Origin of the sequence: Albidovulum sediminis (genome assembly GCF_025380365.1) — a bacterium.
Taxonomy (GTDB): domain Bacteria; phylum Pseudomonadota; class Alphaproteobacteria; order Rhodobacterales; family Rhodobacteraceae; genus Albidovulum; species Albidovulum sediminis.
This window is the reverse complement of sequence record NZ_JAOCQF010000001.1, coordinates 227723-254358: the sequence shown is the minus strand read 5'-3', so window position 1 is coordinate 254358 and position 26636 is coordinate 227723. Positions and strand designations below refer to the sequence as shown.

The following is a 26636-nucleotide window of genomic DNA, read 5'->3' as shown; positions in this document are numbered from 1 at the left end:
GACCGGGCGGAATGACACAGCGCGGCCGGAACCTGCTGCTTCTTGCACCCGCGGGGGCGTGGTTCCTGGTCATGCTCGTCATTCCGCTGGCCGTCGTCATCATCTTCAGCTTCGGAGAGCGGGGGCCGGCCGGCGGCTATGTCCCCGCCTTCACGCTGGAGCAATACGCGAACCTGCCGGCGCGGTGGGCGGCGTTCAAGAACACGCTGATGCTGGCGCCGGCGGGCACGCTCGCCTCGCTCCTCATCGCCTATCCGCTCGCCTACTACCTGGCGGTGCGCGCCGATCCGCGCTGGAAGACGGTGCTGCTTGTCCTTGTCATCGTGCCGTTCTGGACCTCGATCCTGATCCGCAGCTACGCCTGGATCTTCCTTCTGGGCGGGCGCGGCATCCCTGCCCTGCTCGACCTGATCGGGATCGACAACGTGCGCCTGATCAACACCCCCTTCGCCGTCCTGATCGGCATCGTCTACGGCTATCTGCCGCTTATGGTGTTTCCGATCTTCGTGAACCTCGACCGGCTCGACAAGCGCCTGCTTGAGGCGTCGGCCGACCTCGGCGCCTCGCCCTGGCGGACCTTCCTGCAGGTGACGCTGCCGATGTCGCTTCCGGGGATCGCGACCGGCTGCCTTCTCGTGTTCATCCTGCTGATGGGCGAATTCCTGATCCCGGCGATCCTTGGCGGCGGCAAGGTCTTCTTCGTCGGCAACGCGCTGGTCGACCTGTTCCTGCAATCGCGCAACTGGGCCTTCGGCTCGGCCGTCGCGGCGACGCTCGTGCTTCTGATGCTGGTTTCGGTGACCGCCTACATGCGGCTGATCCGGCGGCTTGGTGCGCAGCGCGAAGACGTCGCGCTGATGTGAGGGGCCGATGCGCATCTACGCCACCTTCGTCTATCTCTTCCTTTACATCCCGATCGGGGTGATCGCCCTTTTCAGCTTCAACGCCGGGCGCCACGCCAGCCAGTTCCAGGGATTTTCCGTCCAGTGGTACGGCAAGGCGCTGGCCAATCCCTTCGTCATGGACGCGCTGCAGACGAGCCTTGTGGTCGCCTTCGTCTCCGCACTGTGCGCCAGCGTCTTCGGCACCATGGCGGCGGTCGCGCTGCAGGGCATCCGGGGGCCCGTGCGCGCCGCCTTCGACCTCCTGATCTACGTCGCGGTGATGGTTCCCGGCATCGTCATCGGCATCGCCACGCTGATCGGCCTTGTCACCATCTTCGGCCAGCTGAACCCGATCCTGGCGGCACTCTGGCCCGGCGCGGCGCCGCCGCAACTGGCGATGGGCTATGGCTCGCTGATCGCGGCGCATACGCTTTTCACCATGGCGCTGGTGATCATCATCATCCGCGCGCGCCTCGCTGGCATGGACCGCGCGCTGACCGAGGCGTCGTCGGACCTCTACGCCACGCCGATGGGCACCTTCCGGCAGGTGACGCTGCCGCTGATCTTCCCGGCGATCCTGGCCGGGTTCCTGCTGAGTTTCACCTTCAGCTTCGACGACTTCATCATCGCCTTCTTCGTCGCGGGGTCTGAAACCACGCTGCCGATCTACGTCTTCTCCTCGATCCGGCGCGGGGTCACGCCCGAGATCAACGCCATCGGCACCATGGTGCTGGCGGCCTCGCTGATCCTTCTGGTGACCGCGCAGGTGCTGCTGCGCACCGGGCGGAGGCGGGGATGAGCGGGCTGGCCGCGACCGCAGCAGCACCTCTGCCGCTGGCCGGGCGGGTCGCGTTCGTCACCGGGGCGGGCTCCGGCATCGGCCGTGCCGGGGCCATCGCCTTGGCAGAGGCAGGCGCGCATGTCGTCCTGACCGACCGCGACGGCGCCCGCGCGTCCGAGGCGGCGACGGCGATCGCAGAGGCGGGCGGCGCGGCAACGCCGCTTGCGCTTGACGTCACCGAGGATGGGGCGGTCGAGGCGGCCATCGGCGATACCGTCGCGCGGCACGGACGGCTCGACATCCTTCATTCGCACGCGGGCGTGCAGATCCACGGCGCGCTGGAGCAGGTGACGGTGGCGGACATGGACCTGTCCTGGGCGCTCAACGTGCGCGCCCATTTCGTCGCAGCCCGCGCGGTGGTCGGCCAGATGCGCCGTCAGGGCGGCGGCAGCATCATCATCACCGCCTCGAACTCGGGCGTGCAGTTCGACCGCGGGATGATCGCCTATGCGACGACCAAGCACGCCGCCGTCGCCATGACCCGGCAGATGGCGGCCGACCACGCGCGCTTCAACATCCGCATCAACGCGCTGTGCCCCGGCTTCGTGGACACCCCCTTCAACGCGGGCTTCGAGGTGCAGATGGGCGGGCGGCAGGCGCTGGAGCGTTACGTCGCCTCCGCGATCCCGATGGGCCGCTGGGGCGAGGTGCGCGAGATCGCGGAGGCGATCGTTTTCCTCGCCTCCGACGCGTCCTCGTTCATGACCGGGCACGCGCTGGTGATCGACGGCGGCGAATCGATCTGAGCGGCTATTTCAGCTCGACCTCGACGAAGCTCATCGGCACATTGCCGGCGTTGATGACGTTGTGTTCCACCCCCTCGGGGCGCTTGTAGGCCTCCCCCGCCCGCACCGTGACCTCGCGCCGGGCGCCGCCGGGTTCCTCCAGCAGCATCCGGCATTCGGTGATCGCGGTGATGACATAGTCGTGCTCGTGGCGGTGCCAGCCGGTCTCCGCCCCGGGCGCGAAGTCGAAGCGGGTGACCCGGACCGCGTCATCCTCGACCAGCAGGGTTGCCCGCGCGGCGGGCCGGGTCATGCGTTCACGTCCACGACGACGCGCCCGCGCACCTGCCCCTTCAGGATGTCGCGGCCAAGCTGCGGCAGATCGGAGAGCGTCGCGGGCTGGATCATCGCCTCGAGCCGGTCCATCGGCAGGTCGCGGGCGATCCGTTCCCAGGCGCGGACACGGCTTGCGTAGGGCTGCATGACGCTGTCGATGCCCAGCAGGTTGACCCCGCGCAGGATGAAGGGCGTGATCAGCGCGCCCTCGATCGCGGCGCCCCCGGCCAGACCCACGGCGGCAACCGATGTGCCGTATTTCATCTGCTTGAGCACGCGGCCGAGCATGGCGCCGGCCACGGCGTCCACGCATCCCGCCCAAAGCTCGCTTTCCAGCGGCTTGCGCGTCACCTCGGCGAACTCTTCGCGCGCGACGATGCGGCTGGCGCCGAGGCCGGTCAGGTATTCCGCCGTCTCCGGCCGGCCGGTCACCGCGGCGACCTCGTGGCCAAGCCGGGCCAGGATCGCGGTCGCGACCGAGCCGACGCCCCCGGCGGCGCCCGTCACCAGGACCGGGCCGTGGCCGGGGCTGAGCCCGTGATCCTCAAGCGCCATGACCGCGAGCATCGCGGTCAGTCCGGCCGTGCCCACCGCCATTGCCTGCCGGGTCGAAAGCCCAGCGGGCAGCGGCACCAGCCAGTCGGCGCGCACCCGCGCCTTCTGCGCATAGCCGCCCCAATGCGCCTCGCCCACGCGCCAGCCGGTCAGCACCACCTTGTCGCCGGGGCGATAGCGCGCGTCCGTGGACGCCTCGACCGTGCCGGCAAAGTCGATGCCGGGAATGTGGGGGTAGCTGCGCACCAGCCCGCCGCCCGGCCCGATGCAGAGCCCGTCCTTGTAGTTCACGGTGGAATATTCCACCGCGACCGTGACCTCCGCCTCGGGCAGCATGTCGAGCGCGATGTCCTCGACCGCCGCGACGGGCTTTTCCTCGCCCTCCTTGCGCACCACCAATGCCTTGACCATCTCGCCTCCTTCCTGCGGGATCGGCCCGCTGTCGTAGCGCCCGGCAGGGCGCGTCAAATCCAGAATCCGGCCTTCACCTCGGCGCGGCGCATCCCGAGCGGCGTCTCCACCTCCATAACCCGGCCCACGTCCCAATGCGACCGATCGACCATGGCGATCGAGACGTTGGTGCGGAAATCGGGCGACCAGGTCGCGGTGGTCACCTGCCCGACCTTGCGGCCGTCGGCCAGAAGCGGCCAGGGCGCGGTGATGGGCGGGATCTCCCCCCCGATCTCGACCGCGCGGATCTGCCGGGCCGGGTTCGACCGCGCCAGCAGCCCCGCCTTGCCGATGTAGTCGCGCGGCGAGTTGACGTATTTGCCAAGGCCGCATTCGTAGGGCGTGTTTTCCCGCGTCATGTCGTTGCCGTAGCTCAGAAGCCCGCCCTCGACCCGTTCCATGGTCGAGGGGCAGCCGGCGCGCACCTGCAGATCCGCCCCCGCCTCCATCAGCGCGTTCCAGAGCGGCATGCCGTTCTCGGCCCCCTCGACATAGATCTCGAACCCGCCCTGCTTGGAATAGCCCGACCGCGCGACGACGAAGCTTTGCCCCTGGAACGCCAGCCGGCGGTAGCGGAAAAAGCGGATCGCGCGCGCCTCCTGCCCAAAGACGCGGGCCATCAGGTCGTCGGATTTCGGCCCCTGCACGGCGAGCGGGCTGACGTCGGGTTCCCACACCCGCACGTCAAGGCCAAGCGCGTCCGATATGCCGAGGACATAGTGCAGGTAGTCGCTGTCGGCGACCGAGATCCAGAAATGATCCTCGGCCAGTTTCACCAGCACGGGGTCGTTCAGCATGCCGCCGTCGCGGTCGACCGCGGGCATGTAGTGGCACTGGTCCGCCGCCATCCGGTCAAGGTCGCGCGGGCTGATCAGGTCAAGAAGCCGGCGCGCGTCGGGGCCCTGCACGGCCACCTGCCGCTCGCAGGCCACGTCCCAGACCTGCACATGGGTCTTGAGGTGGCGGTAGTCCTCTTCCTGCCCGGCAAAGACCGAGGGCAGGATCATGCGATTGTAGACCGTGCAGACGGTCATGCCCGCGGCGTCGACGCCTGCGGAGAACGGCGTGCGCCTGACCCGGCGCGAGGGGAATATGGTGGCCATGTCGTGTCCGTCGATCTGGGTGGCGATAGGGGTCCGCGGGGCTCAGTTCGGGCCGTGCCAGTCGATCTGGCAGATCTCGGCCGAGCGGCCGTCGAAATCCCAGACCCGGCCGAAGGCGCGCACGCGGCCCTTCGATGCCTTGGCCACGGTGATGTCGGGGCCCATCCAGTATTCCGAATTGGTCACGACGATGTCCTTGCCGCCGTGTCCGGGCACCGGCGCGATTTCGCCCTTGATGGCGCGGCCCACGGTCAGGCGGCGGGTCTTGCCCTCGGTCTCGAAGGTCACGGGTGCACGTTCGGCGCCCAGGAACTCGCTCACCAGCACCTTGAAAAGCCCGGTGGTGCCGCGCGCCTGCCCGGTAAAGACCTTCAGCAGCCCCTCATAGGCCTTGTCGCTGGCGCGTTCGTCGATATAGGCGGCGGCCTTCCAGTTGCCGCGCCCCATCTTGCCGGGGATTTCGAGCAGCAGCCCGACATTGAGCCCGGCCAGGCTTTCGCCGTCGAAATGCCCTTCGTCGATGCGGATGCCCGCCCAGCCCATGCAATAGCCCTCGGTCGGCGGGTGATCGCCAAGCGAGATCACGCAAGGACAGAAGACGGTGCAGTTGCAGTTCAGGATCAATTCCCCCTTGAGGGTCCATTCGGGCAGGTGGTCGGCCATCGCGTCTCTCCGTCAGACGAGGGTCAGGGCGCGAAGGGCCAGCGCGCCCCCCGCAAGGATCAGGGCCAGGCCCGCGGGGCGGGTCAGGCGACGCCCGATGTCGGGCAGTTTCTCAAGCGTCATGAAGACCGTCGCCGCCCCCATCCAGGCCAGGTTCATCGTGCCGCCGAGGAAGCCCAGCGCCATCAGCGCCCAGCAGCAGCCAAGACAGAGCGCGCCCAGGCGCAGCCCCATGGCGAGCGCCGCGGGGGCGCCGGGGCGCCAGTGCTGCAGGAAGAAGGTCAGCGGCATCCGGCAGCGCGACAGGCACGCCGCCTTGACGGAGGAGAACTGGTAGGCGCCCGCGAACAGCAGAAGTCCGGCCGAAAGCCAGGGCGACAGGCTGGCCCCCGCCGGGGTCAGGAGGCCCCATCGCGCCAGTGCCCATTGCGCCGCGGCACCCAGGGCCGAGGCGGCCAGCCAGACGGCAAGGTAGCCCGCGACCAGCGCCACGGCGCCGGCGCCGGTGGTGGCGCCCGTGGCCGAAAGGTCGGTGAATGTCCGGAGCGCCGGCACGAAGGTGGGCAGCATCATCGCCGCGGCCATGATCGCCCACATCGCCCAGAGCGCGGCCGGCCGCGCCTCTGCCGCCGAGGCGCAGAGCGCGTCCCAGAAAGCCGCGGGCACGCCGTCGAACCCCTCACCCGGCAGGCCCTGCGCCATCAGCGCCACGCCGACCCAGGCCGCGAGGATGGTGGCGTAGAAGCCCAGCCATCCCGCCGCCCGTGGCGTCGGCCACGCGGATGCGCGCCTTCCATCATTGACAAGCGGTGCGGACATGGATGCCCCCGGGGCCAGGAAAGGGATGGACGGATTGCCTCGTCGCGCCTAGGGTCTACGGGTCCGGGGCAAATGTCAAACAATTAATGTCTGACAATTGAACGCGAGGGGAAGATGGAGCGGCTGACACTTGGCACCGAGGGCGAACTGCCCGTGCGCATCGCCCAGGCGCTCCGCGATGCGATCGTCGAAGGCCGGCTGATCGTGGATCAGCGACTGCCCTCGGAGCAGGAACTGGCCGAGCAGTTCGGCGTCTCCCGCCCCACCGTGCGCGAGGCGCTGAAGCGGCTGGCGGCGCAAAGCCTGATCCGCACCCAGCGCGGAGCCACCGGCGGCGCCTTCGTCAACCGGCTGTCCTACGAGGAGGCGGCAGGCCAGCAGATCACCACCTCCACCCTCCTCCTGTCGATGAACGCGGTCGATTTCGAGACCGCCTGCGAGGCGCGCTATGCGCTCGAACGCGCCTGCGTGCCCTTCGCCGTCCAGCGCCGCAAGCCCGACCACCTGGCCGCGATGCGGGCCGAGATCTTCCGCCAGGGCCAGCCGGGGCTGTCGGACGAAGGCTTCTGCGCCTCGGACGTGGCCTTTCACCGTGCGCTGGTGGATGCCGCGGGCAATCCGGTCCTGTCCTACCAGCTTGCCGGCGCGGTCGAGGCGATGCAGCCCCTGATGAACATGATCACCTTCCCGGCGCGGTCGCGCGCGCGCATCGTGGCACTGCATGGGCAGATCGCCGATGCGGTCGAGGCGGGCGATGCCGCCACCGCCGAGGACGCCCTTGCAGCGCTTGCCGACTACACGGTCGCGCTGGCCGAGGATGTGCGGCGCGCGCGGCGCGAACGCGCCGGGGTCAGTCCCACAGCGGCAGGCCGATGACCGCGGAAAGCGCGATCACGCCGTAGGCCAGCGGGCGATAGACGCCCGCAAGGGCCGGGTTGAACAGCCGGGCGCCGGCCATGTTGGCGATCATGTAGACCGGCGCCAGCAGGGCCGCGATGGCGACCGGCACCGCCTCGAGCAGGCCCGAGACGGCCAGCGTCGCCAGCACCAGCAGATCCACGGCAAGGAAGAAGACCAGAAGGTTCGCGCGCATGACTGCGGGCGCGTGCCCGGCGGCCATGTAGAAGACGATGACCGGGGGCCCCGCCATGCCGGTCAGCCCGCCCAGAAAGCCGCCGATTACCCCGATCATGCCCACGAGCGCATCGCCCAGCGGCCCGCGGTAGCGCCAGCCCATGATCATCCCCACGAGGAGGAGCCCGACAAAGGCCGACAGGCCCCAGCGGAACGGATCCTGCGGCAGCCGCGACAGCGCCCAGACGCCAAGCGGCAGCGCCGGGATCGCGCCGGCAAGCAGGACCGCCACCTCGCGCCGGCGCGCGCCCGCCCAGGCGCCGGGAAGGTTGGGCACCGGCCCCGCGATGTCGATCAGCGTGAGCGTGATCAGCGCCCAGACCGGCGGCAGGACAGCCGCCGCCGCGGGCATGTAGATCAGTGCCCCGCCAAAGCCCGAGAAGCCGCGCACAAGCCCGCCGGCAAGCACCGCCGCGAAAAGCCATGCCAAGCCCCCGGTCGCCAGCGCCTCGGCAAGGGCCCCGGCCATGGTGTGGCTCAGGCGTCGATGTCGGCGAACTGCGTCCCGCCCGGACCGCCCTCGGGCTTCTTGCCCCAGTCGCGCTTGACGCCCAGCATCAGCACCACGTTCTTGGCGACATAGACCGAGGAATAGGTGCCGACGATGACGCCCCAGGTCATCGCGAAGACGAAGCCGCGGATCACGTCACCGCCGAAGACCAGAAGGGCTATCAGCGCGATGAGCGTGGTGCCCGAGGTCAGGACGGTCCGGCTCAGCGTTTCGTTGACCGAAAGGTTCATCACGTCGCGGAGCGGCATCGACTTGTACTTGATGAGGTTCTCCCTCAGCCGGTCGAAGACGACGACGGTATCGTTGATCGAATAGCCGAGGATCGTCAGCAGCGCCGCGATGATGGTCAGGTCGAACTTGAGCTGGAAGAGCGAGAAGATGCCGATCGTCAGCGCGATGTCATGGATCAGCGCGACCACCGCGCCGACCGAGAACTGCCACTCGAACCGGAGCCAGATGTAGCCGCAGATCGCCAGCGTGGCCGCCAGCACCGAATAGACCGCGGTCTTGATCAGTTCGCCCGACACCTTCGGCCCCACCGATTCGACCGATGGGAAGGTGATCGCCGGGTCGTAGGCCTGGAGCGCGGCCTCGACGCTGGCGATGGTTTCGGGGGTAATCGCCTCGTCGCCTTCCTGCGCCTGGATGCGGACCTGCGCGACGTGCTGATCCTCGCGGAAGGTCGGGTCGAAGACCTCGGTGATGGTCACGTCGCCGAGGTTCAGGGGCGACAGCGCCTGCCGATAGGCGCCGACGTCCACTGCCCGGGTCGATTCGGTGCGGATCGTGGTGCCGCCGCGGAAGTCGATGCCGAAGTTCAGCCCCATGAAGAAGGTCAGGATGATCGCCGCGACGACCAGCGCGACCGACCCGCCGAAGGTGACGGGGGCCCAGCGGAAGAAGTCGATGTTGGTCTTTTCGGGGACCAGTCGAAGACGGAATGCCATGGCCGGACCCTCAGACAGTGATTGTTTTGGGGCGCTTGCGCGCGAACCAGGTGACGACGAACAGCCGCGTCACGAAGATGGCAGTGAAGACCGAGGTGATCAGGCCGACCATCAGCGTGACGGCAAAGCCCTTGACCGGGCCAGAGCCGAGGAAGAACAGGATCAGCGCCGCGATCACGGTGGTCAGGTTGGCGTCGATGATCGCCGACATGGCCTTCTCGTACCCCAGTTCGATCGCGCGCGCGGGCCCTTTCGCGGTCTTCAGTTCTTCCTTGATCCGCTCGAACACCAGGACGTTGGCGTCCACCGCCATGCCCACCGTCAAGACGATGCCGGCGATGCCAGGCAGCGTCAGTGTCGCCCCCATGGCAGAGAGCACGGCGAACATCATCGAGATGTTGAGGCCGAGCGCCACCGCGGCAAAGACCCCGAACAGCCCGTAGGACGCGATCATCAGGACCACGACCGCGACGGTGCCGACGATGGCGGCGACGCGGCCGGCGTCGATGCTGTCCTGGCCAAGTTCCGGGCCGACGGTGCGTTCCTCGAGAAACTCCATCTTCGCCGGAAGCGCGCCCGCGCGCAGGAGAACGGCAAGTTTGTCCGTCTCTTCCGGCGTGAAGGTGCCGGTGATGATGCCCGATCCGCCGCCGATGTGGGTGCGGATCTGGGGCGCCGAGATCACCTTGCCGTCAAGCACGATGGCGAAAAGCTCGCCCACATGTTCGGCCGTGTAGTCGCCGAACTTGCGCGCGCCCGAGGCGTTGAAGCGGAAGCCGACCGCGGGGCGGCCGTTCTGGTCGAAGTCGGGGCGCGCGTCCACCAGTTCCTCGCCGGTCACGACCGGCAGCTCGTCGAGGATGTAGTAGACGCCCTCCTCCTCGGCCGAGGGGTAGTTGACGTTGCCGACCCCGGCCGGCTCGTCCTTGTTCGCGCTGCGGCGGATGACCTGGTTGAAGGTGAGCTGCGCGGTGGTTCCGATCAGTTCCTTCAGTTCCGCCGCCGAGCCGATGCCCGGCACCTCGATCAGGATGCGGTCCTGGCCCTGGCGCTGGATCGTCGGTTCGCGCGTGCCCGCCGCGTCGACCCGGCGGCGCACGATTTCCACCGACTGCTTCATCGTGCGGTCGTCGGTGACGGTGCGTTCGGCCTCCGACAGGGTGACGATGATCTGGCTGCCCTCGGTCCGGATGTCGAGGTCGTTCTGACCGACGCCGGTCAGCGTCACCACCGGGCTCGCGAAGCCGCGCACGACCTCGACCGCCTTTTCCATCGCCTCGGGATTGTCGATCTCGACCCGAAGCTCGCCTTCCGCGCCCTTGATGCGGCGCACGGCGACCTTCGCCTCGCTCACCAGCGCGCGGCGCACCTCGGGCCAGAGCGCGTCCATGCGCTGCTTGTAGACATCCTCGACCTGCACCTCGGCCAGCAGATGCGCGCCGCCGCGAAGGTCAAGGCCGAGGTTGACGATGGCGGAGGGCAGCCACGACGGCCAGGCCGCAATGGCGGCGGTCTGGTCCTCGGACTCCACGCCCGTGCGTTCGACCGCGGCGACGGCATCGTTGTGACGCTCGACCCGGTCGTAGAACAGGTTCGGCGCGGCACCGATCAGCCCCAGGGCGCAGAGCCCCAGGATGACGATGCGCTTCCAGAGGGGGATCTGCAGCATGACGGCTCAGTTCGAGTTGGCAGCCGGTTCGGTCTTGGAGACGACCTGGGCGATGCTGGACCGCACGACGCGAACCTTCACGCCGTCGGCGATCTCCACCTCGATCTCGCCGTCGCCGTCCTTCACCTTGGAAATCTTGCCGATGATCCCGCCCTGGGTGATCACCTGATCGCCCCGGCGCAGCGCCGCGACCATGGCGCGATGTTCCTTCATCTTCTTCTGCTGCGGGCGGATCAGGAAGAAATACATGATCCCGAACAGCAGAAGCAGGAACGGAAGCTGCGACAGCAGCGCGCCCGCGCCGGGGTTGGCGCCGGCGGCCTGGGCATAGGCGGGAGAAATGAGCATGGAGGCGTCCTCTCGTCAGATCGGGCGCTTCCGCCCGTTGGGTCGGGCAGGAACCTATAGGCGCCAAGGGGGCTTTGCAAGGCAGCGCGGCAAGCAGGGGGGTGCGGGCGGGCGGCCTCCCCCGCCCTGCCCGTTTCTGGCTTGCCCGCTCCCGCCCGTCCGTTTCCGGCTTGCCTCAGGCCGTGCGGTCCACGACCACCTCGCCCGAACGCGGGTCGGTGACGCCAAGACCGCCCCCCAGATCCTCGAGCGTGCCGCGGAACCGGTCGAGCATGGCGATCATAGCCGGGCGCGCGGCGGCAAGGGCCGCCATGTCGCGCCATTCGCCGACGACCAGGTATTCCCTCTCTCCGGTCCGGACCAGCCGCATCGCCCGCATCCCGTCAAGGGGCGCAAGATCGCGGGACCTGTGGAACTCGACAAAGTCCGCCTCGTGTCCGGGCTGCACGCGCATCCGGACGACGTTCATCGCTGTCATGGCTTACCCTCCCCACCGGCGGGGCGGCGCGCGCGGCATGCCCGGCCGGCCCCGCGTGGGGCAGCATAGCACATTCCGCGCCGCGTCGTGCCGCTTCCACATGCCCGGCCGATATGGCATAGGCAGCCGAAAGCCAGTCCCGAGGACACGATCATGCACGACATCCGCGCCATCCGCGAAAACCCCGCCGCTTTCGACGCCGCGCTTGCGCGCCGGGGGCTGTCGGGGCTGTCGTCCGAGATTCTCGCCATCGACGAGGCGCGGAGGGCGAAGATCCTGGCCGCCGAAACCGCACAGGCGGCGCAGAACGCGGCCTCGAAGGAGGTCGGCGCGGCCAAGGCGAGGGGCGACGAGAGGGAGTTCGAGCGTCTGCGCGCGCTCGTGGCCGAGACGAAGGCCGAGATCGCAAGGCTGACCGCCGAGGCGGGCGAAGAGGACGCGCGGCTGCGCGACATCCTGATGGGCATCCCCAACCTGCCGCATGACGACGTGCCGGCGGGCGCGGACGAGAATGACAACGTGGAGATTCGCCGCTGGGGCACGCCGCGCGCCTTCGACTTCCGCCCCGTCGAGCATTACGAGATCGCGGGCGTCAGACCGGGGATGGATTTCGAGACCGCCGCGAAACTCTCGGGCGCGCGTTTCGTCCTGCTGCGCGGCGCGGTCGCGCGCATCCACCGGGCGCTGGCGCAGTTCATGCTGGACCTGCACACGACCGAACACGGGCTGACCGAAACGATGACGCCGGTTTTGGTCAAGGATGAGGCGATGTACGGCACCAACCAGTTGCCGAAATTCGCCGAGGACAGCTATCAGACCACCAACGGCTGGTGGCTGATCCCCACCTCCGAGGTGACTCTGACCAACACCGTCGCGGGAGAGATCGTGGAGGAGGCCGCGCTGCCCCTGCGCATGACCGCGCATACCCAGTGCTTCCGCTCGGAAGCCGGAAGTGCCGGCAAGGACACGGCGGGGATGCTGCGCCAGCACCAGTTCGAGAAGGTGGAGATGGTGTCGATCACCACGCCCGAGACCTCGCTGGCCGAGCACGAGCGCATGACCGGTTGCGCGCAGGCGGTGCTGGAGCGGCTGGGTCTGCCCTACCGCACGGTCGTGCTCTGCACCGGCGACATGGGCTTTGGCGCGAGGAAGACCCACGATATCGAGGTCTGGCTGCCAGGGCAGAACCGCTATCGCGAAATCTCTTCGGTCTCGGTCTGCGGCGATTTCCAGGCGCGGCGGATGAACGCGCGCTACCGCCCCGCAGGCGGCGGCAAGCCGGATTTCGTCCATACGCTGAACGGATCTGGCCTGGCCGTCGGGCGCTGTCTGATCGCGGTGCTGGAAAACGGCCAGCAGGCGGACGGGTCGGTCACCATGCCGGCGGCGCTGGTCCCGTATCTCGGTGGCAAGACGCGCCTGACGGCCGAGGGCGCGCTGGTTTGACGGGCGGAGTGGGGGCCAGCCCCCACACCCCCGGAGTATTTCAGCCAGAATGAAGGGGTAAGGGGGCCGTTTCCCCCGGACTCAGTCCTTGCGGCCGGTTTCGCCCTTTTCGACGTGTTTGCGGAGCCGCGAGGGGATGGATTTCTTGCGGTCCTTGTAGGGGTTCTTTGCCCCCTGGTCGCGGAAGGTCAGGCGGATCGGCGTTCCGGGCATGTCGAAGCTTTCGCGCAACCCGTTGGTGAGGTAGCGGCCGTAGCTTTCGGGAATCTGGTCGGCGTGCGTGCACATGACGACGAACGCCGGCGGGCGTGTCTTCACCTGGGTCATGTAACGCAGGCGGATGCGGCGGCCGCCCGGCGCGGGGGGCGGGTGCGCCTCGGTCATGGCGCCGAGCCAGTGGTTGAGCTTTGCCGTGGTGACGCGGCGGTTCCAGACGTCGTAGGCCTTCAGGATCGCGGCGTTCAGCCGGTCGAGCCCCTTGCCGGTCTTCGCCGACACGGTGACGAGGGGGGCGCCCTTCAGCTGCGGCAGCAGCCGTTCGAACGCCTCGCGCAGTTCCTTCAGCTTTTCGGTCTTGTCCTCCTCGAGGTCCCACTTGTTGGCGGCAAGGACGACCGCGCGGCCCTCGGTCTCGGCGAAGTCGGCGATCCGCAGGTCCTGCTGCTCGAACGGGATGCCGACGTCGAGAAGCACCACCACAACCTCGGCGAAGCGGACCGCGCGCAGGCCGTCCGCGACCGACAGTTTCTCAAGCTTGTCCGTGACTTTCGCGCGTTTCCTCATCCCCGCCGTGTCGAAGATCCGCATCGGCGTGCCCATGAAGTCGGCCGAAACCGAGATTGCGTCGCGGGTGATCCCGGCCTCGGGGCCGGTGAGCAGGCGGTCCTCGCCGATGATCTTGTTGATCAGCGTCGACTTGCCCGCGTTGGGCCGGCCGATGACCGCGATCTGGAGCGGGCGTTCCTTCGTGGGCTTCCGCGGCCCCTCCTCGTCGTCCTCGCCGCTCACGTCGACGTCGGTTTCGGGCACCTGCAACTTGTTACGGGCGGCGAAGCCCTCGGCCAGCGGCGCCAGCACGCTGTAGAGGTCGTCCATCCCCTCGCCATGTTCGGCCGAGATGCGCAGGGGTTCGCCAAGGCCGAGTGCATAGGCCTCGAGCGCGCCGGACTCGCCCGCGCGGCCCTCGGCCTTGTTGGCGGCGAGGATGACATGGGCGTTCTTGCGGCGCAGGATCTCGGCGAAGATCTGGTCGGTCGGCGTGATCCCGGCGCGCGCGTCGACGACGAAGAGGCAGACATCGGCCATCTCGACCGCGCGTTCGGTCAGCCGCCGCATCCGTCCCTGAAGGCTGTCGTCCTTCGCATCCTCGAGCCCCGCCGTGTCGATGGCGATGAAGCGGAGCGGGCCGAGGCGGGCGTCGCCCTCGCGCAGGTCGCGGGTGACGCCGGGCTGGTCGTCCACCAGCGCCAGCCGCCTGCCGACCAGGCGGTTGAACAGCGTCGACTTGCCGACATTGGGGCGGCCGACGATGGCCAGGGTAAAGCTCATGGGTCCGGGTCCTGCGACAGGGGGCAAGCCGCCCCCTTACACGGGTTTCGCCCTAGCGGAAAGCCAGAAGCTTGCCGTTCTTCGACACGACGTAGAGCGTACCGCCGGCGACGACGGGCCCCGAGGCGGCGCCGCCCGGCAGCGAGATCTCGGCCACCAGCGCCCCCGAGGCCGGGTCGAACGCCTTCAGGCTTTCGTCGGAGGAGGCGATCCAGAGGCGCCCGCCGGCCAGAAGCGGCCCGTAGTTGGCGAAGATGCGCGACCGGCGCTTGTCCTTGGCCTTGGTGAAATAGGGCAGGTCCGCGCGCCAGACGGCCTCGCCCGTGGCGGCGTCGAGCCGGACAAGCTGGGATTCGTCGTTGACAAGGAAGATCGCCCCGCCCGCCACCGCGAAAAGCCCGGCCGCGCCGTCCTCGGCGGTCCAGGTTTCCTGCCCGGTCTCGGCACTGAAGGCCGCCAGCCGGCCCGAGGCGGTGCCGGCGTAGACGGTGCTGCCGTCGATGACCGGATCGCCCGAGAGGTCGCCGACGGAGGTATAGGCCCGGCCCAGCCGGCGCCCGGCGACCTGCCCGGCCCAGAGGCCGGTGCCGGAGGATTTCTCGACCGAGATCATCTGGCCGCTGGCGAAGGGGAAGATCACCTGGCGCGCGTCGAACGCGGGGGCGGCGACGCCGACGATCCCCGACTGGCTGGCCGCGCCGGGCAATTGCCAGGCGACGCGCCCGTTCGCGGCCGAAAGCGCGGTCGCGGTCCCGTCGCGCGAGGTGACGTAGACCAGCCCGTCGGACACCGCCGGCCCGCCCGCCGCGATGCCGTCGAGCCGGTGACGCCAGGCGATCGCCCCGGTCGCGGCGTCGAGGGCGACAACCTCGCCGAAACCGGTGGTGGCGAAGAGGCGCCCCCCGTCGGCCGCCAGCCCGCCGCCCGAAGCCTCGCCCTCGCGGTCGGTGGGCGGGGTGAGGTCGACCTGCCAGAGCGGCGCGCCGTTGGTGCCGGTCGCGGCGACCGTCGCGCGGGCGTCAAGCGTGTAGATGCGCCCGCCCGCCACGACGGGGCTGGCGGTGATGCGGTTCTTGCGGCTGTCGCCGGCGCCGATGGCGGCACTCCAAGCCAGCGCGGGCGCGGCCGACAGGGCGGCGTGCGGGGCCTTGTGGGTGCCGCCGCCGCCGCGCTGCGGCCAGTCGGCATTCGCCACCGTCCCCGGCAGCGAGATCGGTACCGCAGCCGGCAGGACCGTCGCCGGACCCGAGGCGTTCGAGGTCGCCGACACCCGCAGGCCGGCCTCGCCCTCGGGCAGGGTCGCGTCGCGGGGCGCGAGCCGCTCGCCCGGCAGGATCAACTCGCCATCCGAGCACCCGGCCATAAGCGCCAGAACCGCCACGGTGCACAACCCTCGGGTAATCTTCACGGCCCCTGCCCTTTCCTGTTTCCGCCCCGCTTCGCGCGGAATGGTCACTGCCCCGCGGGATCGCCGCCGAGCACCACGATCATCTGAGCCGCGCGCTGGCGCAGGCCCGCGGGCACGCCCGCCTCCTGCATGATCTGCGCGTAGAGCGCGCGCGCCTCTTCTGCCTTGCCGGCCCCGGCCAGCGCCAGCGCCTGCTGTTCCAGCGCCAGCGGCCGGAACGGCGCGCCCGGCGCGGCAAGCGCCGCCAGACCCTGGTCGCGCTCGTCCGCGCTCATCGACGGGCCCTTGAGGATCAGAAGCTTGAGTTGAGCCATCTGGCGGTAAAGCTCGGGCGCCGTCGCATCCGCCGCCACGCCCGCCAGCGCTGTCTCAGCCGCACCCGTGTCGCCTGCGGCCAGCGACTCCTCGGCGGCCAGGAAGGACAGGAGTGCGGCCTGCCCCTCGGCAGGGGTGGGCACCGCCGCCAGCGCCGCGGTGCGCCCTGCCGGGTCGTCCGCCGAAAGCGCGGTCAGGATCGCATCGCCGAAGGCCTCGGCCTCGGCGCGCGCGCTGGCCTTCTGCCATTCGTTCCAGGCTGCGCCGCCCACGATCAGGAAGACGGCGAGAACGCCGATCCAGCCATATTTGCGCATCAGCTTGAACAGGCGGTCGCGGCGGACCTCTTCGGTCACTTCCTCGATGAAGCTGTCGGTTTCGCTCACGCCCGTCTCCGCCGTTCCGCGCCCCTGCGCGGGCGTCTTTCGCTGTCCGTCTTACACGCAAGCGAACGGGCTTGCCAAGCCTTCGCCCCGACCTCGTCGCCACTTGAAAGCGCCCGCGGCTGCCCGTATTCTGAACCGTGCAGTTCAAAAACGGCCGGCCAGCCCCGCGACGGACCTTGCCAATTCGCGCGGGTGTCCTATCCTCGCGCGGATTGAGTGCCGCCCGTTCGGGCAGGGGACGACATGCGCATTCTTCCGATCATCACGGCCGCCCTGGTCTGCGGTGCGCTTTACTTCCTGATCTTCGAGCGGGACCGTCTGTTCGGGCTGGCCGGGCGCGAGGTGGAACCGGCCCCCGCCGCCGTCGCCGCCGAGACACCCGAGGCCGAAGCCGCGGCCGAGGCGGTGCGGGTCGTGGCGCTGCATTCGCTGGCCCGGCCGATCGAAACCGGCGTGCGCCTGCGCGGCCAGACCGAGGCCGCGCGTCAGGTCGAGGTGCGGGCGGAAACCACCGGCCCGGTGATCTCCTCCCCCCTGCGCCGCGGCGCGGTGGTCGAGGCGGGCACGCTTCTGTGCGAGATCGACGCGGGCACCCGCCCCGCCGCGCTGGCCGAGGCCGAGGCACGACTGGCCGAGGCCGAGATCAGCGCCAATGCGGCCACCAAGCTGCAGGCGGGGGGCTATGCCTCGGAAACCGCGGCGGCGGGGGCGGCGGCGGCGTTGCAGGCCGCGCAGGCCGGGGTCGAGGCCGCGCGGAAGGAGATCGAGCGCACCCGCGTCAGCGCGCCCTTCGCCGGGCTTCTGGAAACCGATGCGGCAGAAACCGGCGCGCTCCTGTCGGCGGGCGGGCTTTGCGCCACGGTGATCGCGCTTGACCCGATCAAGCTCGTGGGGTTCGTCCCCGAGACCGAGGTGGACCGCATCCGCCCCGGCGCCGTGGCAGGCGCGCGTCTGCTGACCGGGCGCGAGGTCATGGGCCGGGTCACTTTCCTGTCGCGCGCGGCCGACCCCGAGACGCGCACCTTCCGCGTCGAGGTCGAGGTTGCCAACCCCGACCTTGCGATCCGCGACGGGCAGACGGTGGAGATTCTGATCGCCGCCGAGGGGACCGAGGGCCACCTGGTGCCGGCCTCGGCCCTGACGCTGGATGACGGCGGCCGGCTGGGCCTGCGCATGATCGACGCGCAGACAAGGGCCGTCTTCGTCCCCGTCGAGGTCATCCGCGACAGCGCCGAGGGCGTCTATGTCGCCGGCCTGCCAGCGACCGCCGACATCATCGTGCGCGGGCAGGAATACGTCACCGACGGCGTGCCGGTGGCGCCGACCTTCCGCGAGGCGGCCGAATGACCGGCATCGTCGACTGGGCCGCCGCGCGGGCAAGGATGGTCCTTGCCTTCATCGCCATGTCGATCGCGGCGGGACTGGTGGCCTATATCGGCCTGCCCAAGGAGGGCGAGCCGGACATCGAGATCCCGGCGCTGTTCATCTCGGTCCCCTTCCCCGGCATTTCGGCCGCCGACAGCGAAAAGCTGCTGGTCCGGGTGATGGAAACCGAACTGTCCGATCTGGACGGGCTGAAGAAGATGACCGGCACCGCCGCCGAAGGCTACGGCGGCGTCGCGCTCGAGTTCGAGTTCGGCTGGGACAAGACCAAGACCATCGCCGACGTGCGCGACGCGATGAACACGGCCGAGGCGAAGTTCCCTTCGGGCGCGGACAAGTACACGCTGAACGAGATCAACTTTTCCCAGTTCCCGATCATCATCGTGAACCTTTCGGGCAAGGTGCCGGAACGTACGCTCATCAGGCTGGCCAAGGACCTTCAGGACCGGCTCGAGGCGCTGGAGCCGGTGCTGGAGGCGGGCCTTGCCGGGCAGCGCGACGAAATGCTCGAGGTGGTGATCGACCCGCTCCGGCTCGAGGCCTACAACGTCACCGCCGGAGAGCTGATTTCCGTCGTGCGCAACAACAACCAGTTGATCGCGGCGGGCGAGGTGGACAGCGCCACCGGCACCTTCGCGGTCAAGATCCCCTCGTCCTTCGACACGCCGCAGGACGTCTACGACCTGCCGGTGAAGAAGAATGGCGACCGGGTGGTGACACTGGGCGATCTGGCCGACATCCGCCTGACCTTCGAGGACCGGACCGGCACCGCGCGCTTCAACGGCGAGACGACGCTGGCGCTGCAGGTCGTGAAGCGCAAGGGCTACAACATCATCGACACCGCCAACCTGGTGCGCGAGACGGTCGAAGAGGCGCGCGAAAGCTGGCCGCCGGAATTGCGCGCGGCGGTCGACCTTGGCACCTCGCTCGACCAGTCGGTGACCGTGGGCGCCATGGTCAGCCAGCTGGAAGGCTCGGTCCTGACCGCGATCGCGCTGGTGATGATCGTGGTGCTGGCGACACTCGGTTCCCGCTCGGCGCTGCTGGTGGGTTTCTCGATCCCGACCTCGTTCCTGCTGGCCTTCGCGCTGCTGGCGCTGTTCGGCATCTCGATCTCCAACATCGTGATGTTCGGCCTGATCCTTGCCGTGGGGATGCTGGTCGACGGCGGGATCATCGTTGTCGAATACGCCGACAAGCGGATCTCCGAGGGCCAGGGGCCGATGCGCGCCTATACCGAGGCCGCGCGGCGGATGTTCTGGCCGGTCGTCTCCTCGACCGCGACGACGCTCTGTGCCTTCCTGCCCATGCTGTTCTGGCCCGGCATCCCCGGCGAGTTCATGGGGATGCTGCCGGTCACGCTGATCTTCGTGCTGTCGGCCTCGCTCGTCGTGGCGCTGATCTACCTGCCGGTGATGGGCGGCGTCGCGGGCCGGATGACGCGCAAGCTGGAGCGGGTGGCTGCCCTTCTGAAGCCCCTGCCCTGGGCGGTGCGCGCGGCGCTGGTCGTTCCGGCGATGGCCACGATCTTCGCGGGCGCGATGCTGACGCTGAACCCCGGTTACCTGTCGGGCACGCGCCCGGCCGATGCCGGCCTTGTCCAGTCGGTGCCCGGCGCGCTCGTCTTCATCGTTGGCACGATGCTGGGCTCGATCACGCTCGAGGCGGCGCGCCCGCCGGCGCGGCGCCGGCCCATCCGCGCCGGCTATCGCCGGACGCCGTTCGGCCACCTGATCCATTTCATCGCCGGCAACCCGGTGATGCCGGTCGTGACCATCGCCGGGGTGGTCTTCGTCGTCATCTCCGTCTTCGGCTACTACGGCCAGCATTCGCGGGGGGTGGAGTTCTTCGTCGAAAGCGAGACCGAGCAGGCGATCATCTACCTGCGCGCGCGCGGCAACCTGTCGCTTCAGGAAAAGGACGCGATCCTGGCCGAGGCCGAGGCGATCGTGCTCGACACGCCTGGCGTCCATTCGGTCTTCGCCTTTGCCGGCTCGGGCGGGCTTGACCAGAACAACGGCGGCGCGCAGGCCCCCCTCGACACCGTGGCACAGGTGCAGGTGGAGATGCAGCGCTGGGAGACGCGCAAGGACAACCCCGAGCTTGACGGCGACCTCGTCCTTGACCGGCTGGTGGCGCGGCTGGGCCAGATCCCGGGAATCCGGGTGGAATCGCTCAGCCAGTCGCGCGGGCCGGCTTCGGGCAAACCCCTGCATCTGCGCCTGACCGGGGACGATTTCGCCGCCCTTGACAGCGCCGTGGAAACGGTGACGGCAAAGCTCGCCTCGCTTGAGGGCGTGACCGGGATAGAGGATACCCGCCCCCTGCCCGGCATCGACTGGCAGATCGACGTCGACGTCGAAAAGGCCGGCCGCTACGGCGCCGACGTGGCGACGGTGGGGGGGATGGTGCAACTGGTGACGCGCGGCATCCTTCTGGACACGATGCGGGTGGACAGTTCGGACGAGGAAATCGAGATCCGCGTGCGCCTGCCCGAGGGGGACCGCTATCTTTCCACCCTCGACACGATGAAGGTCCGCACCGCCGAGGGTCTGGTGCCGCTGGCGAACTTCGTCAGCCGCCACCCGGTGCCGAAGCTGGGCCGCATCGACCGCTTCGACCAGAAACGGTTCTTCGACGTGAAGGCCGGCGTCGAGGATGGCCTGACCAACGCCGAGGGCCAGCCCATCAACGCGAACGAACGCATCGCGCTTGTCACCCGCTGGCTCGAGGAGGAAAAGCCGCTGCCCGCGGGCGTCGACTGGCAATGGACCGGCGACCAGGAGGAGCAGGCCGAAAGCCAGGCCTTCCTGATGAAGGCATTCGCCGGGGCGCTCGGCCTCATGTTCGTGATCCTGCTGGCGCAGTTCAACTCGTTCTACAACACCGCGCTGGTGCTGATTGCCGTGGTCCTGTCCACGACAGGCGTGCTGATCGGCATGCTGGTGATGGACCAGACCTTTTCCATCATCATGACCGGGACGGGCATCGTCGCGCTGGCGGGCATCGTGGTGAACAACAACATCGTGCTGATCGACACCTACCAGGAATTCAGCCAGTACATGCCGCGGATCGAGGCAATCACCCGCACCGCCGAGGCGCGCATCCGCCCGGTCCTGCTGACCACGATCACCACGATGGCGGGCCTTGCGCCGATGATGTTCGGCCTCAGCCTCGACTTCATGGGTGGCGGCTATTCGGTCGACAGCCCCACCGCGCTCTGGTGGAAGCAGCTGGCGACGGCCGTGGTCTTCGGCCTTGGCATCGCCACTGTGCTGACGCTGGTGCTGACGCCCTCGCTCCTGGCGCTGCGCGTCTGGGTGGAGACCGGCGCCTTCCGGTCGCTGCGCCGGCTCAAGGCGCTGTCGATGGGGTCGGGCAGCATGGCCGCGCGTGACCTTGCGCTGGCCAGCGCCGCGCGCCGGGTGCGCGGGCCGGAACTGATCTGGGACGACGTGGACGCCTCTGCCCCCAGCGACCCGGCAGCAGAAGCGGCCGCGGGGGACAGGGTCCCGGCTCCGCCGCTCCGGGCGGCCGAGTAGGCCGGCCCCGCTCAGACCTTGGGCGCGAAGCGCCAGTTGCGGCCGGGCGGCAGGTCTGCGCCGCTGTCGATATCCGCCTCGCCCGCCGCCGCGGCCTCTTCCAGCGCGACGAGCCGGGGACCGCGCGGCGCGTCCTCGTCGGCGGACTGGCGCGCCCACATCGCCGCATAGCGCCCGCCGCGCGCCAGCAGATCCTCGTGCCGGCCCTCCTCGACGATCTCGCCCCGGTCCAGCACCACGATGCAGTCGGCATCGGCGATGGTCGACAGCCGGTGCGCGATGGTGATGACGGTGCGGCCCTGCCCCATCTCCTTCAGGCTTTCCTGGATGTCGCGTTCGGTCTGGGTGTCGAGCGCCGATGTCGCCTCGTCCAGAAGCAGGATCGGCGGGTTCTTCAGGATCGTGCGGGCGATGCCGACGCGCTGCTTTTCGCCGCCCGACAGCTTCAGCCCGCGTTCGCCCACCTTGGTCTCGTAGCCATCGGGCAGGGACAGGATGAAGTCGTGGATCTTCGCCGCCTTCGCCGCGGCGATCAGCTCCTCGCGGCTGGCGTCGGGGCGCCCGTAGGCGATGTTGTAAAGGACCGTGTCGTTGAACAGGACCGTGTCCTGCGGCACCACGCCGATCAGGCGGTGCAGGCTGTCCTGCGTCACCTCGCGCACGTCCTGCCCGTCGATACGGAGCGCGCCCCCCGTGACGTCGTAAAAGCGGAAGAGAAGCCGGCCGATGGTCGACTTGCCCGAGCCGGAGGGGCCGACGATGGCGACCGTCTGCCCCGCGCCGACCTTCAGGCTGACGCCTTTCAGGATCGGCCGGGCGGCATCGTAGGCGAAGGAGACCCGGTCCAGTTCCACCTCGCCGCCCGTCACCTTCAGGTCGGGGGCGCCGGGCCTGTCGATGATCTCGGCCGGCTGGCCGAGAAGGTCGAACATCTCGCCCATGTCCACCAGCGCCTGCCGGATCTCGCGGTAGACGGTGCCGAGGAAGTTCAAGGGCATGGTGATCTGGATCATGTAGGCGTTGACCATGACGAAATCACCCACGGTCAGCACGCCCGCCTGCACGCCCAAGGCGGCCATCACCATGACGATGACAAGGCCGGTGGTGATGATCAGCGACTGGCCGAAGTTCAGCGCCGAGAGCGACAGGCCGGTCTTGACCGCCGCGCGCTCATACCCCTCCATCGCGGCATCGTAGCGGTCGGCCTCGCGCGCCTCGGCGCCGAAATACTTCACCGTCTCGAAGTTCAGGAGCGAATCGATCGCCTTCTGGTTCGCGTCGGTGTCCTGTTCGTTCATCTGGCGGCGGATCTTCACCCGCCATTCGGTGACCTTGAACGTATAGGTGACGTAAAGCGCGATGGTCACCAGCACGACGACCGCATAACGCCAGTCGAAGACCAGCGCGAAGATGATCGTGACCAGTGACAGTTCCAGGATCAGCGGCCCGATCGACAGCAGCATGAAGCGCAGGAGGAAGTCGACGCCCTTGACGCCCCTCTCGATGATGCGCGACAGCCCGCCGGTCTTGCGGGTGATGTGATAGCGCATCGACAGCCGGTGGATGTGGCGGAACGTCTCGAGCGCAAGCTTCCTGAGCGCGCGCTGCCCCACCCGCACAAAGATCGCGTCGCGCAGTTCGTTGAAGCCGACCGCGCTCAGCCTTGCGACACCGTAGGCGACGGTCAGGCCCACCGCGCCGGCGGCCAGAAGCCAGGCATCGCCCCGCACCTCGCCACCTAGGGCGTCGACCGCGGCCTTGTAGAAGAAGGGCGTCGACACCGACACGAAGCGCGCCACCATCAGCGCGACCAGAGACAGGAGCACGCGCCGCTTCACCCAGGATTCGCCCTTCGGCCAGAGGTAGGGCGCGACCCGGCGCAGGGTCCTGAGGTGGCTGCCTTTCCGGGTGGTCTTGTCCGTCATGGTTCCGTCCGCTGTGATCCCGCCGCTTGATCGCAGGGCGGGCATGGGTTAACAAGGGCTGAACATTTCAACAGTTCATGAGTAGTTGAAAGATGGAGCAGAGTCGAGTCCTCGCCGCCCTGTCCGCGCTCGCCAATGAAACCCGGCTGGAGCTTGTCCGGGCGCTGATCGGCCGCGGGCCCGCGGGCATGTCGGCCGGCGACATCGCCGGGACGCTCGGCATCTCCGCCTCGCGGCTGTCGTTCCACCTCCAGCAACTGGAAATGGCGGGACTTGTCACCGGCCGCCGCGAATCGCGCCATGTCTTCTATGCCGTCGACACGGCGCAGGTGGGCCGCGTCATCGGCTACCTCTTGAACGACTGCTGCCGATCGCACCCCGAGGTCTCGGCCTGCTGCGCGCCCGGCGCTAGTTCCCGGGCGAAGGCACCGTGAAGATCTGGCCCGGATAGATCAGGTCCGGGTCGCGGATCTGGTCCCGGTTCGCCTCGTAGACGCGGACATAGAGAAAGCCGTCGCCGTAGTTCTCGGTGGCGATACCCCAGAGCGTGAAGCCCGGCTGGACGGTCACGATGCGGGCGCCCGTCACCTTGCCCGGCGCGGCGGCGGTGTCCGCGGCCGGTGCGGGCGCCGCCGCGACCTCGGCCGCTGTCGTGTCCCCCGCGGTCGCGGCGGGCGCCGGTTCGGCGGCCGGTGCAGAGGGCGCCGCTTCTGCCGGGGCGGCATCCACGGCCGGTTCCGCCGCGGGCGCCGCTGCCGCGACTTCCGCGACGGCCGGCGCTTCGGTTGCCGGCGCCTGCGGCACCGTCTTGTCCAGTGCTGCCACCACCGCCTCGGGCGCCTCGCGCTGGAACGGCGTTTCGACGCGCGACATCACCTTGCCGCCCGCGTCGATCTGGTCGGCGCGCAGGCGGTAGACGGCGGGTGCGACATCGGCCAGCCCCGCGCTCCAGGTCCCGCCCGGCCCCACCTGAACGATCGCCACCGGCCTGTTGTCCAGGTAGAGGCGCACGAAACTATCCGCTGTACCGCGGCCGGCGATGACGACATTGCCCTCGGTGTCGTAGCTGATCGTGTCGATGGTGACATCGGCGACGGGGGCGCCATCGGTCAGCTTGCGCACCCCGCCGTCGTCCACCACGAGGACGTCCGGCGCCTCGGCGGGTTCGGGCTGCGCAGCCGGTTCGGAGGCAGCGACCTGCGTGGCTTCGGCGGCGGCTTCGGGTTCCGCCGCAGCCCCGGCGGCAGCATCGCTGCCGGCATCGGCCACAACCTCGGGCTCGGCCACGGGCTCGGCAATGGGCGCCACGATCACGCTCTGGGCGGAGGCGACGGCAGCCCCGCCCGCCTCGGCCGACAGCGTCAGAACCTGTGGATCGGCCGAAGGCGGCAGGGTCACGAAGGTCGCGAAGTTGCCGCCGGCATCGGCCTCGACCCGCGCGACCTCGGCCCCGTCGGCAAGAATCGCGACCGTGGCGCCCGGCGCCGCGCGCCCGGCGATCAGGGTCGCGCCGTCAGCCTCCACCCGCACGGTGTCGAAGGCGGGCGTCTCCGGCTCCGCGGCCTCGGGCGCCGCAGCTTCGTCGGCCGCAGGCTCTGGTGCGGGTTCGGCGGCAGGTTCGGCGGTTGCGGGTTCGGCGGTTGCCGTTGCGGGTTCGGGCTCGGCCTGTGTCGTCTCGGCCTGCGTCGGGGCGGAGGTTGCGGCGTCCTCGCTCGCCGGGGCGGTCGCGGTCGTATCGGCCAGCGGCGCGGGCGGCGCCTCTTCCGGGCGCAGCATCAGGAACCAGATCAGCGCCAGCGCCGCCGCGCCCCCTGCCCCCACCGCCGCCCACAGCGCCCGCTTGCCCGACGGCGCCTGATTGCCTTCTTCGCCCATGTCCTTCCATCCCCTTTGCCGCCCTCCCCTCGGGCGGTGCTTGAGCGACCTTAGCAACGCCGCTATCACCGGTCAAAAGAACCTTGAGGAGCGCCCATGAGCCCGACCACGAAATCCGTCTGCGTCTACTGCGGCTCCCGCCACGGGGGGCGGCCCGCCTATGCGCAGGCCGCGCGCGACACCGGCGCGTTGCTGGCGGCACGGGGCTGGCGGCTGGTCTACGGGGCGGGCGACGTGGGGCTGATGGGCGAGGTCGCCCGCGCCACGCAGGAGGCCGGCGGCCAGACCTTCGGCGTCATCCCCGAACACCTGTTCCGGCGCGAGGTCGGCAAGCGCGACCTGACCGCCTTCGTCGTGACCGAGACGATGCACGAGCGCAAGAAGGTGATGTACATGAACTCGGACGCGATCGTGGTGCTGCCGGGCGGCGGCGGATCGCTGGACGAGTTCTTCGAGGTGCTGACCTGGCGCCAGCTTGGCCTGCACGCCAAGCCGATCATCGTGCTGAACACCGAAGGCTACTGGGACCCGCTGATCGCCACGCTGGACCGGATCGTGGAGGAGGGCTTTGCCGACGCAAGCCTGCGCGGGTTCGTTCAGGTGGTGGCCGATGTGCCGGCGATGGCGGCGGCCCTGGGGGCGGCATTCGCCTAGCGACGAACTGGAACGGCCCGCCCGGATCGCTCCGGACGGGCCGCGGTTTCGGGGTTCGGGTCTGCCCGGCTCAGAGGCGCGAGGCGACGTTTTCCCAGTTGACCAGCTTTTCCAGGAAGTTGGTCAGATAGGCCGGGCGCTTGTTGCGGAAGTCGATGTAGTAGGAATGTTCCCACACGTCGCAGCCCAGAAGGGCGGTCTGCCCGAAGCAAAGCGGGTTGACGCCGTTTTCGGTCTTGGTGACCTTGAGGCCGCCATCCTTGTCCTTGACAAGCCAGCACCAGCCGGACCCGAACTGCCCGGCACCGGCGGCGGCGAAGTCGTCCTTGAACTTCTGGACCGACCCGAAGCTGTCGGTGATCGCGCCTTCAAGGTCGCCCGGCATCTTCTTGCCCTCGCCCGGGCCCATCATTTCCCAGAACTGGTTGTGGTTCCAGTGCTGGCTGGCGTTGTTGAAGATGCCGTTCTGCGCCACCGCACCCGCCTGGTAGGTGCCGCGGATGATGTCCTCCAGCGACTTGCCCTCCCACTCGGTCCCGGCGATCAGCTTGTTGCCGTTGTCGACATAGGCCTTGTGGTGCAGGTCGTGGTGGTATTCGAGCGTTTCCCTCGACATGCCAAGCGACGCCAGCGCGTCGTGCGCATAGGGAAGGTCGGGAAGGGTGAAAGCCATGGTCGTGCTCCTTTCGCG

Annotated in this window: 25 protein-coding genes; 9 read left to right on the top strand and 16 right to left on the bottom strand. The window is 69.2% G+C overall.

Features of this window, described 5'->3' with window-relative positions:
- The first annotated feature begins 11 nt into the window (after positions 1-11).
- Genes N5I32_RS01215 through N5I32_RS01205 form a run of 3 tightly spaced genes read left to right on the top strand, consistent with a single transcriptional unit; the run spans position 12 to position 2471 of the window.
- A complete protein-coding gene (locus tag N5I32_RS01215; RefSeq protein ID WP_261493571.1) occupies positions 12-863 on the top strand; it encodes an ABC transporter permease in 852 nt (283 codons plus the stop codon).
- A 7-nt stretch (positions 864-870) separates the two neighbouring features.
- Complete coding sequence (locus tag N5I32_RS01210) at positions 871-1683, top strand: ABC transporter permease (RefSeq protein ID WP_261493570.1); 813 nt, start codon at positions 871-873, stop codon at positions 1681-1683.
- Positions 1680-2471 carry an SDR family NAD(P)-dependent oxidoreductase gene (locus tag N5I32_RS01205; protein WP_439648167.1) on the top strand — a complete coding sequence of 264 codons (792 nt, stop codon included), beginning with the start codon at positions 1680-1682 and terminating at the stop codon, positions 2469-2471. The genes N5I32_RS01210 and N5I32_RS01205 overlap by 4 nt, the downstream gene beginning before the upstream one ends.
- 4 nt (positions 2472-2475) lie before the next feature.
- Here N5I32_RS01205 and N5I32_RS01200 read toward each other — a convergent pair whose 3' ends face one another.
- The 5 genes from N5I32_RS01200 to N5I32_RS01180 are packed head-to-tail and all read right to left on the bottom strand — an operon-like array spanning position 2476 to position 6376.
- Positions 2476-2763, bottom strand: coding sequence for a cupin domain-containing protein (locus N5I32_RS01200; RefSeq protein WP_261493569.1), 288 nt, complete (start codon positions 2761-2763; stop codon positions 2476-2478).
- Positions 2760-3752: an acryloyl-CoA reductase gene (gene acuI, locus N5I32_RS01195; RefSeq protein ID WP_261493568.1), complete on the bottom strand. Its 993-nt coding sequence runs from the start codon at positions 3750-3752 to the stop codon at positions 2760-2762. The genes N5I32_RS01200 and acuI overlap by 4 nt, the downstream gene beginning before the upstream one ends.
- Before the next feature lie 53 nt (positions 3753-3805).
- Positions 3806-4894, bottom strand: coding sequence for a dimethylsulfoniopropionate demethylase (locus tag N5I32_RS01190; protein ID WP_261493567.1), 1089 nt, complete (start codon positions 4892-4894; stop codon positions 3806-3808).
- Positions 4895-4936: 42 nt separating this feature from the next.
- Positions 4937-5557, bottom strand: a complete 621-nt coding sequence (locus N5I32_RS01185) for a DUF1326 domain-containing protein (RefSeq protein WP_261493566.1) — start codon at positions 5555-5557, stop codon at positions 4937-4939.
- Between the two features lie 12 nt (positions 5558-5569).
- Complete coding sequence (locus N5I32_RS01180) at positions 5570-6376, bottom strand: DUF2182 domain-containing protein (protein ID WP_261493565.1); 807 nt, start codon at positions 6374-6376, stop codon at positions 5570-5572.
- A 114-nt stretch (positions 6377-6490) separates the two neighbouring features.
- On the opposite strand from N5I32_RS01180, the gene N5I32_RS01175 reads away from it, so the two are divergent.
- Positions 6491-7252, top strand: coding sequence for a FadR/GntR family transcriptional regulator (locus N5I32_RS01175; RefSeq protein ID WP_261493564.1), 762 nt, complete (start codon positions 6491-6493; stop codon positions 7250-7252).
- On the opposite strand, the gene N5I32_RS01170 is transcribed toward N5I32_RS01175, so the two are convergent.
- From N5I32_RS01170 to N5I32_RS01150, 5 genes are all read right to left on the bottom strand, one after another.
- The gene (locus N5I32_RS01170; protein WP_261493563.1) at positions 7227-7979 is read right to left on the bottom strand and encodes a sulfite exporter TauE/SafE family protein; all 753 of its coding nucleotides are present in this window, start codon (positions 7977-7979) and stop codon (positions 7227-7229) included. The genes N5I32_RS01175 and N5I32_RS01170 overlap by 26 nt on opposite strands.
- 8 nt (positions 7980-7987) lie before the next feature.
- The gene (gene secF / locus N5I32_RS01165; protein ID WP_261493562.1) at positions 7988-8968 is read right to left on the bottom strand and encodes a protein translocase subunit SecF; all 981 of its coding nucleotides are present in this window, start codon (positions 8966-8968) and stop codon (positions 7988-7990) included.
- A 10-nt stretch (positions 8969-8978) separates the two neighbouring features.
- Complete coding sequence (secD, locus tag N5I32_RS01160) at positions 8979-10637, bottom strand: protein translocase subunit SecD (protein ID WP_261493561.1); 1659 nt, start codon at positions 10635-10637, stop codon at positions 8979-8981.
- A gap of 6 nt (positions 10638-10643) precedes the next feature.
- Positions 10644-10985, bottom strand: a complete 342-nt coding sequence (gene yajC / locus N5I32_RS01155; RefSeq protein ID WP_261493560.1) for a preprotein translocase subunit YajC — start codon at positions 10983-10985, stop codon at positions 10644-10646.
- 175 nt (positions 10986-11160) lie between these two features.
- Positions 11161-11463, bottom strand: a complete 303-nt coding sequence (locus N5I32_RS01150; protein WP_261493559.1) for an antibiotic biosynthesis monooxygenase — start codon at positions 11461-11463, stop codon at positions 11161-11163.
- 153 nt (positions 11464-11616) lie between these two features.
- Between N5I32_RS01150 and serS the strand changes: the two genes are divergently transcribed.
- Positions 11617-12909 carry a serine--tRNA ligase gene (serS, locus tag N5I32_RS01145; protein WP_261493558.1) on the top strand — a complete coding sequence of 431 codons (1293 nt, stop codon included), beginning with the start codon at positions 11617-11619 and terminating at the stop codon, positions 12907-12909.
- Positions 12910-12990: 81 nt separating this feature from the next.
- Here serS and der read toward each other — a convergent pair whose 3' ends face one another.
- From der to N5I32_RS01130, 3 genes are read right to left on the bottom strand one after another with little or no spacing between them, the layout of a single operon-like run.
- Positions 12991-14457, bottom strand: a complete 1467-nt coding sequence (gene der / locus N5I32_RS01140; protein WP_261493557.1) for a ribosome biogenesis GTPase Der — start codon at positions 14455-14457, stop codon at positions 12991-12993.
- Between the two features lie 52 nt (positions 14458-14509).
- Complete coding sequence (locus tag N5I32_RS01135; RefSeq protein WP_261493556.1) at positions 14510-15865, bottom strand: outer membrane protein assembly factor BamB family protein; 1356 nt, start codon at positions 15863-15865, stop codon at positions 14510-14512.
- Between the two features lie 44 nt (positions 15866-15909).
- The gene (locus N5I32_RS01130; RefSeq protein ID WP_261493555.1) at positions 15910-16566 is read right to left on the bottom strand and encodes a tetratricopeptide repeat protein; all 657 of its coding nucleotides are present in this window, start codon (positions 16564-16566) and stop codon (positions 15910-15912) included.
- A 243-nt stretch (positions 16567-16809) separates the two neighbouring features.
- Here N5I32_RS01130 and N5I32_RS01125 point away from each other — a divergent pair, with 243 nt between their 5' ends.
- Both N5I32_RS01125 and N5I32_RS01120 read left to right on the top strand, forming a co-directional pair.
- Positions 16810-17913, top strand: a complete 1104-nt coding sequence (locus N5I32_RS01125; protein ID WP_261493554.1) for an efflux RND transporter periplasmic adaptor subunit — start codon at positions 16810-16812, stop codon at positions 17911-17913.
- Complete coding sequence (locus tag N5I32_RS01120) at positions 17910-21491, top strand: efflux RND transporter permease subunit (RefSeq protein ID WP_261493553.1); 3582 nt, start codon at positions 17910-17912, stop codon at positions 21489-21491. Before N5I32_RS01125 ends, N5I32_RS01120 begins: the two co-directional genes overlap by 4 nt.
- 11 nt (positions 21492-21502) lie before the next feature.
- Here the strand turns inward: N5I32_RS01120 and N5I32_RS01115 are convergent, their stop codons facing one another.
- Complete coding sequence (locus N5I32_RS01115) at positions 21503-23416, bottom strand: ABCB family ABC transporter ATP-binding protein/permease (RefSeq protein ID WP_261493552.1); 1914 nt, start codon at positions 23414-23416, stop codon at positions 21503-21505.
- Between the two features lie 92 nt (positions 23417-23508).
- Between N5I32_RS01115 and N5I32_RS01110 the strand changes: the two genes are divergently transcribed.
- Complete coding sequence (locus N5I32_RS01110; protein ID WP_261493551.1) at positions 23509-23850, top strand: ArsR/SmtB family transcription factor; 342 nt, start codon at positions 23509-23511, stop codon at positions 23848-23850.
- Here N5I32_RS01110 and N5I32_RS01105 read toward each other — a convergent pair.
- Positions 23825-25291, bottom strand: coding sequence for a LysM peptidoglycan-binding domain-containing protein (locus N5I32_RS01105; RefSeq protein ID WP_261493550.1), 1467 nt, complete (start codon positions 25289-25291; stop codon positions 23825-23827). The two genes, N5I32_RS01110 and N5I32_RS01105, sit on opposite strands and share 26 nt — an antisense overlap.
- Before the next feature lie 96 nt (positions 25292-25387).
- On the opposite strand from N5I32_RS01105, the gene N5I32_RS01100 reads away from it, so the two are divergent.
- On the top strand, positions 25388-25945 hold the full coding sequence (locus N5I32_RS01100; RefSeq protein WP_261493549.1) for an LOG family protein: 558 nt from the start codon (positions 25388-25390) through the stop codon (positions 25943-25945).
- Between the two features lie 70 nt (positions 25946-26015).
- Here the strand turns inward: N5I32_RS01100 and N5I32_RS01095 are convergent, their stop codons facing one another.
- Positions 26016-26618 (bottom strand): superoxide dismutase, encoded by a 603-nt coding sequence (locus N5I32_RS01095; protein ID WP_261493548.1) that lies wholly within the window; start codon positions 26616-26618, stop codon positions 26016-26018.
- Between the last annotated feature and the right edge of the window lie 18 nt (positions 26619-26636).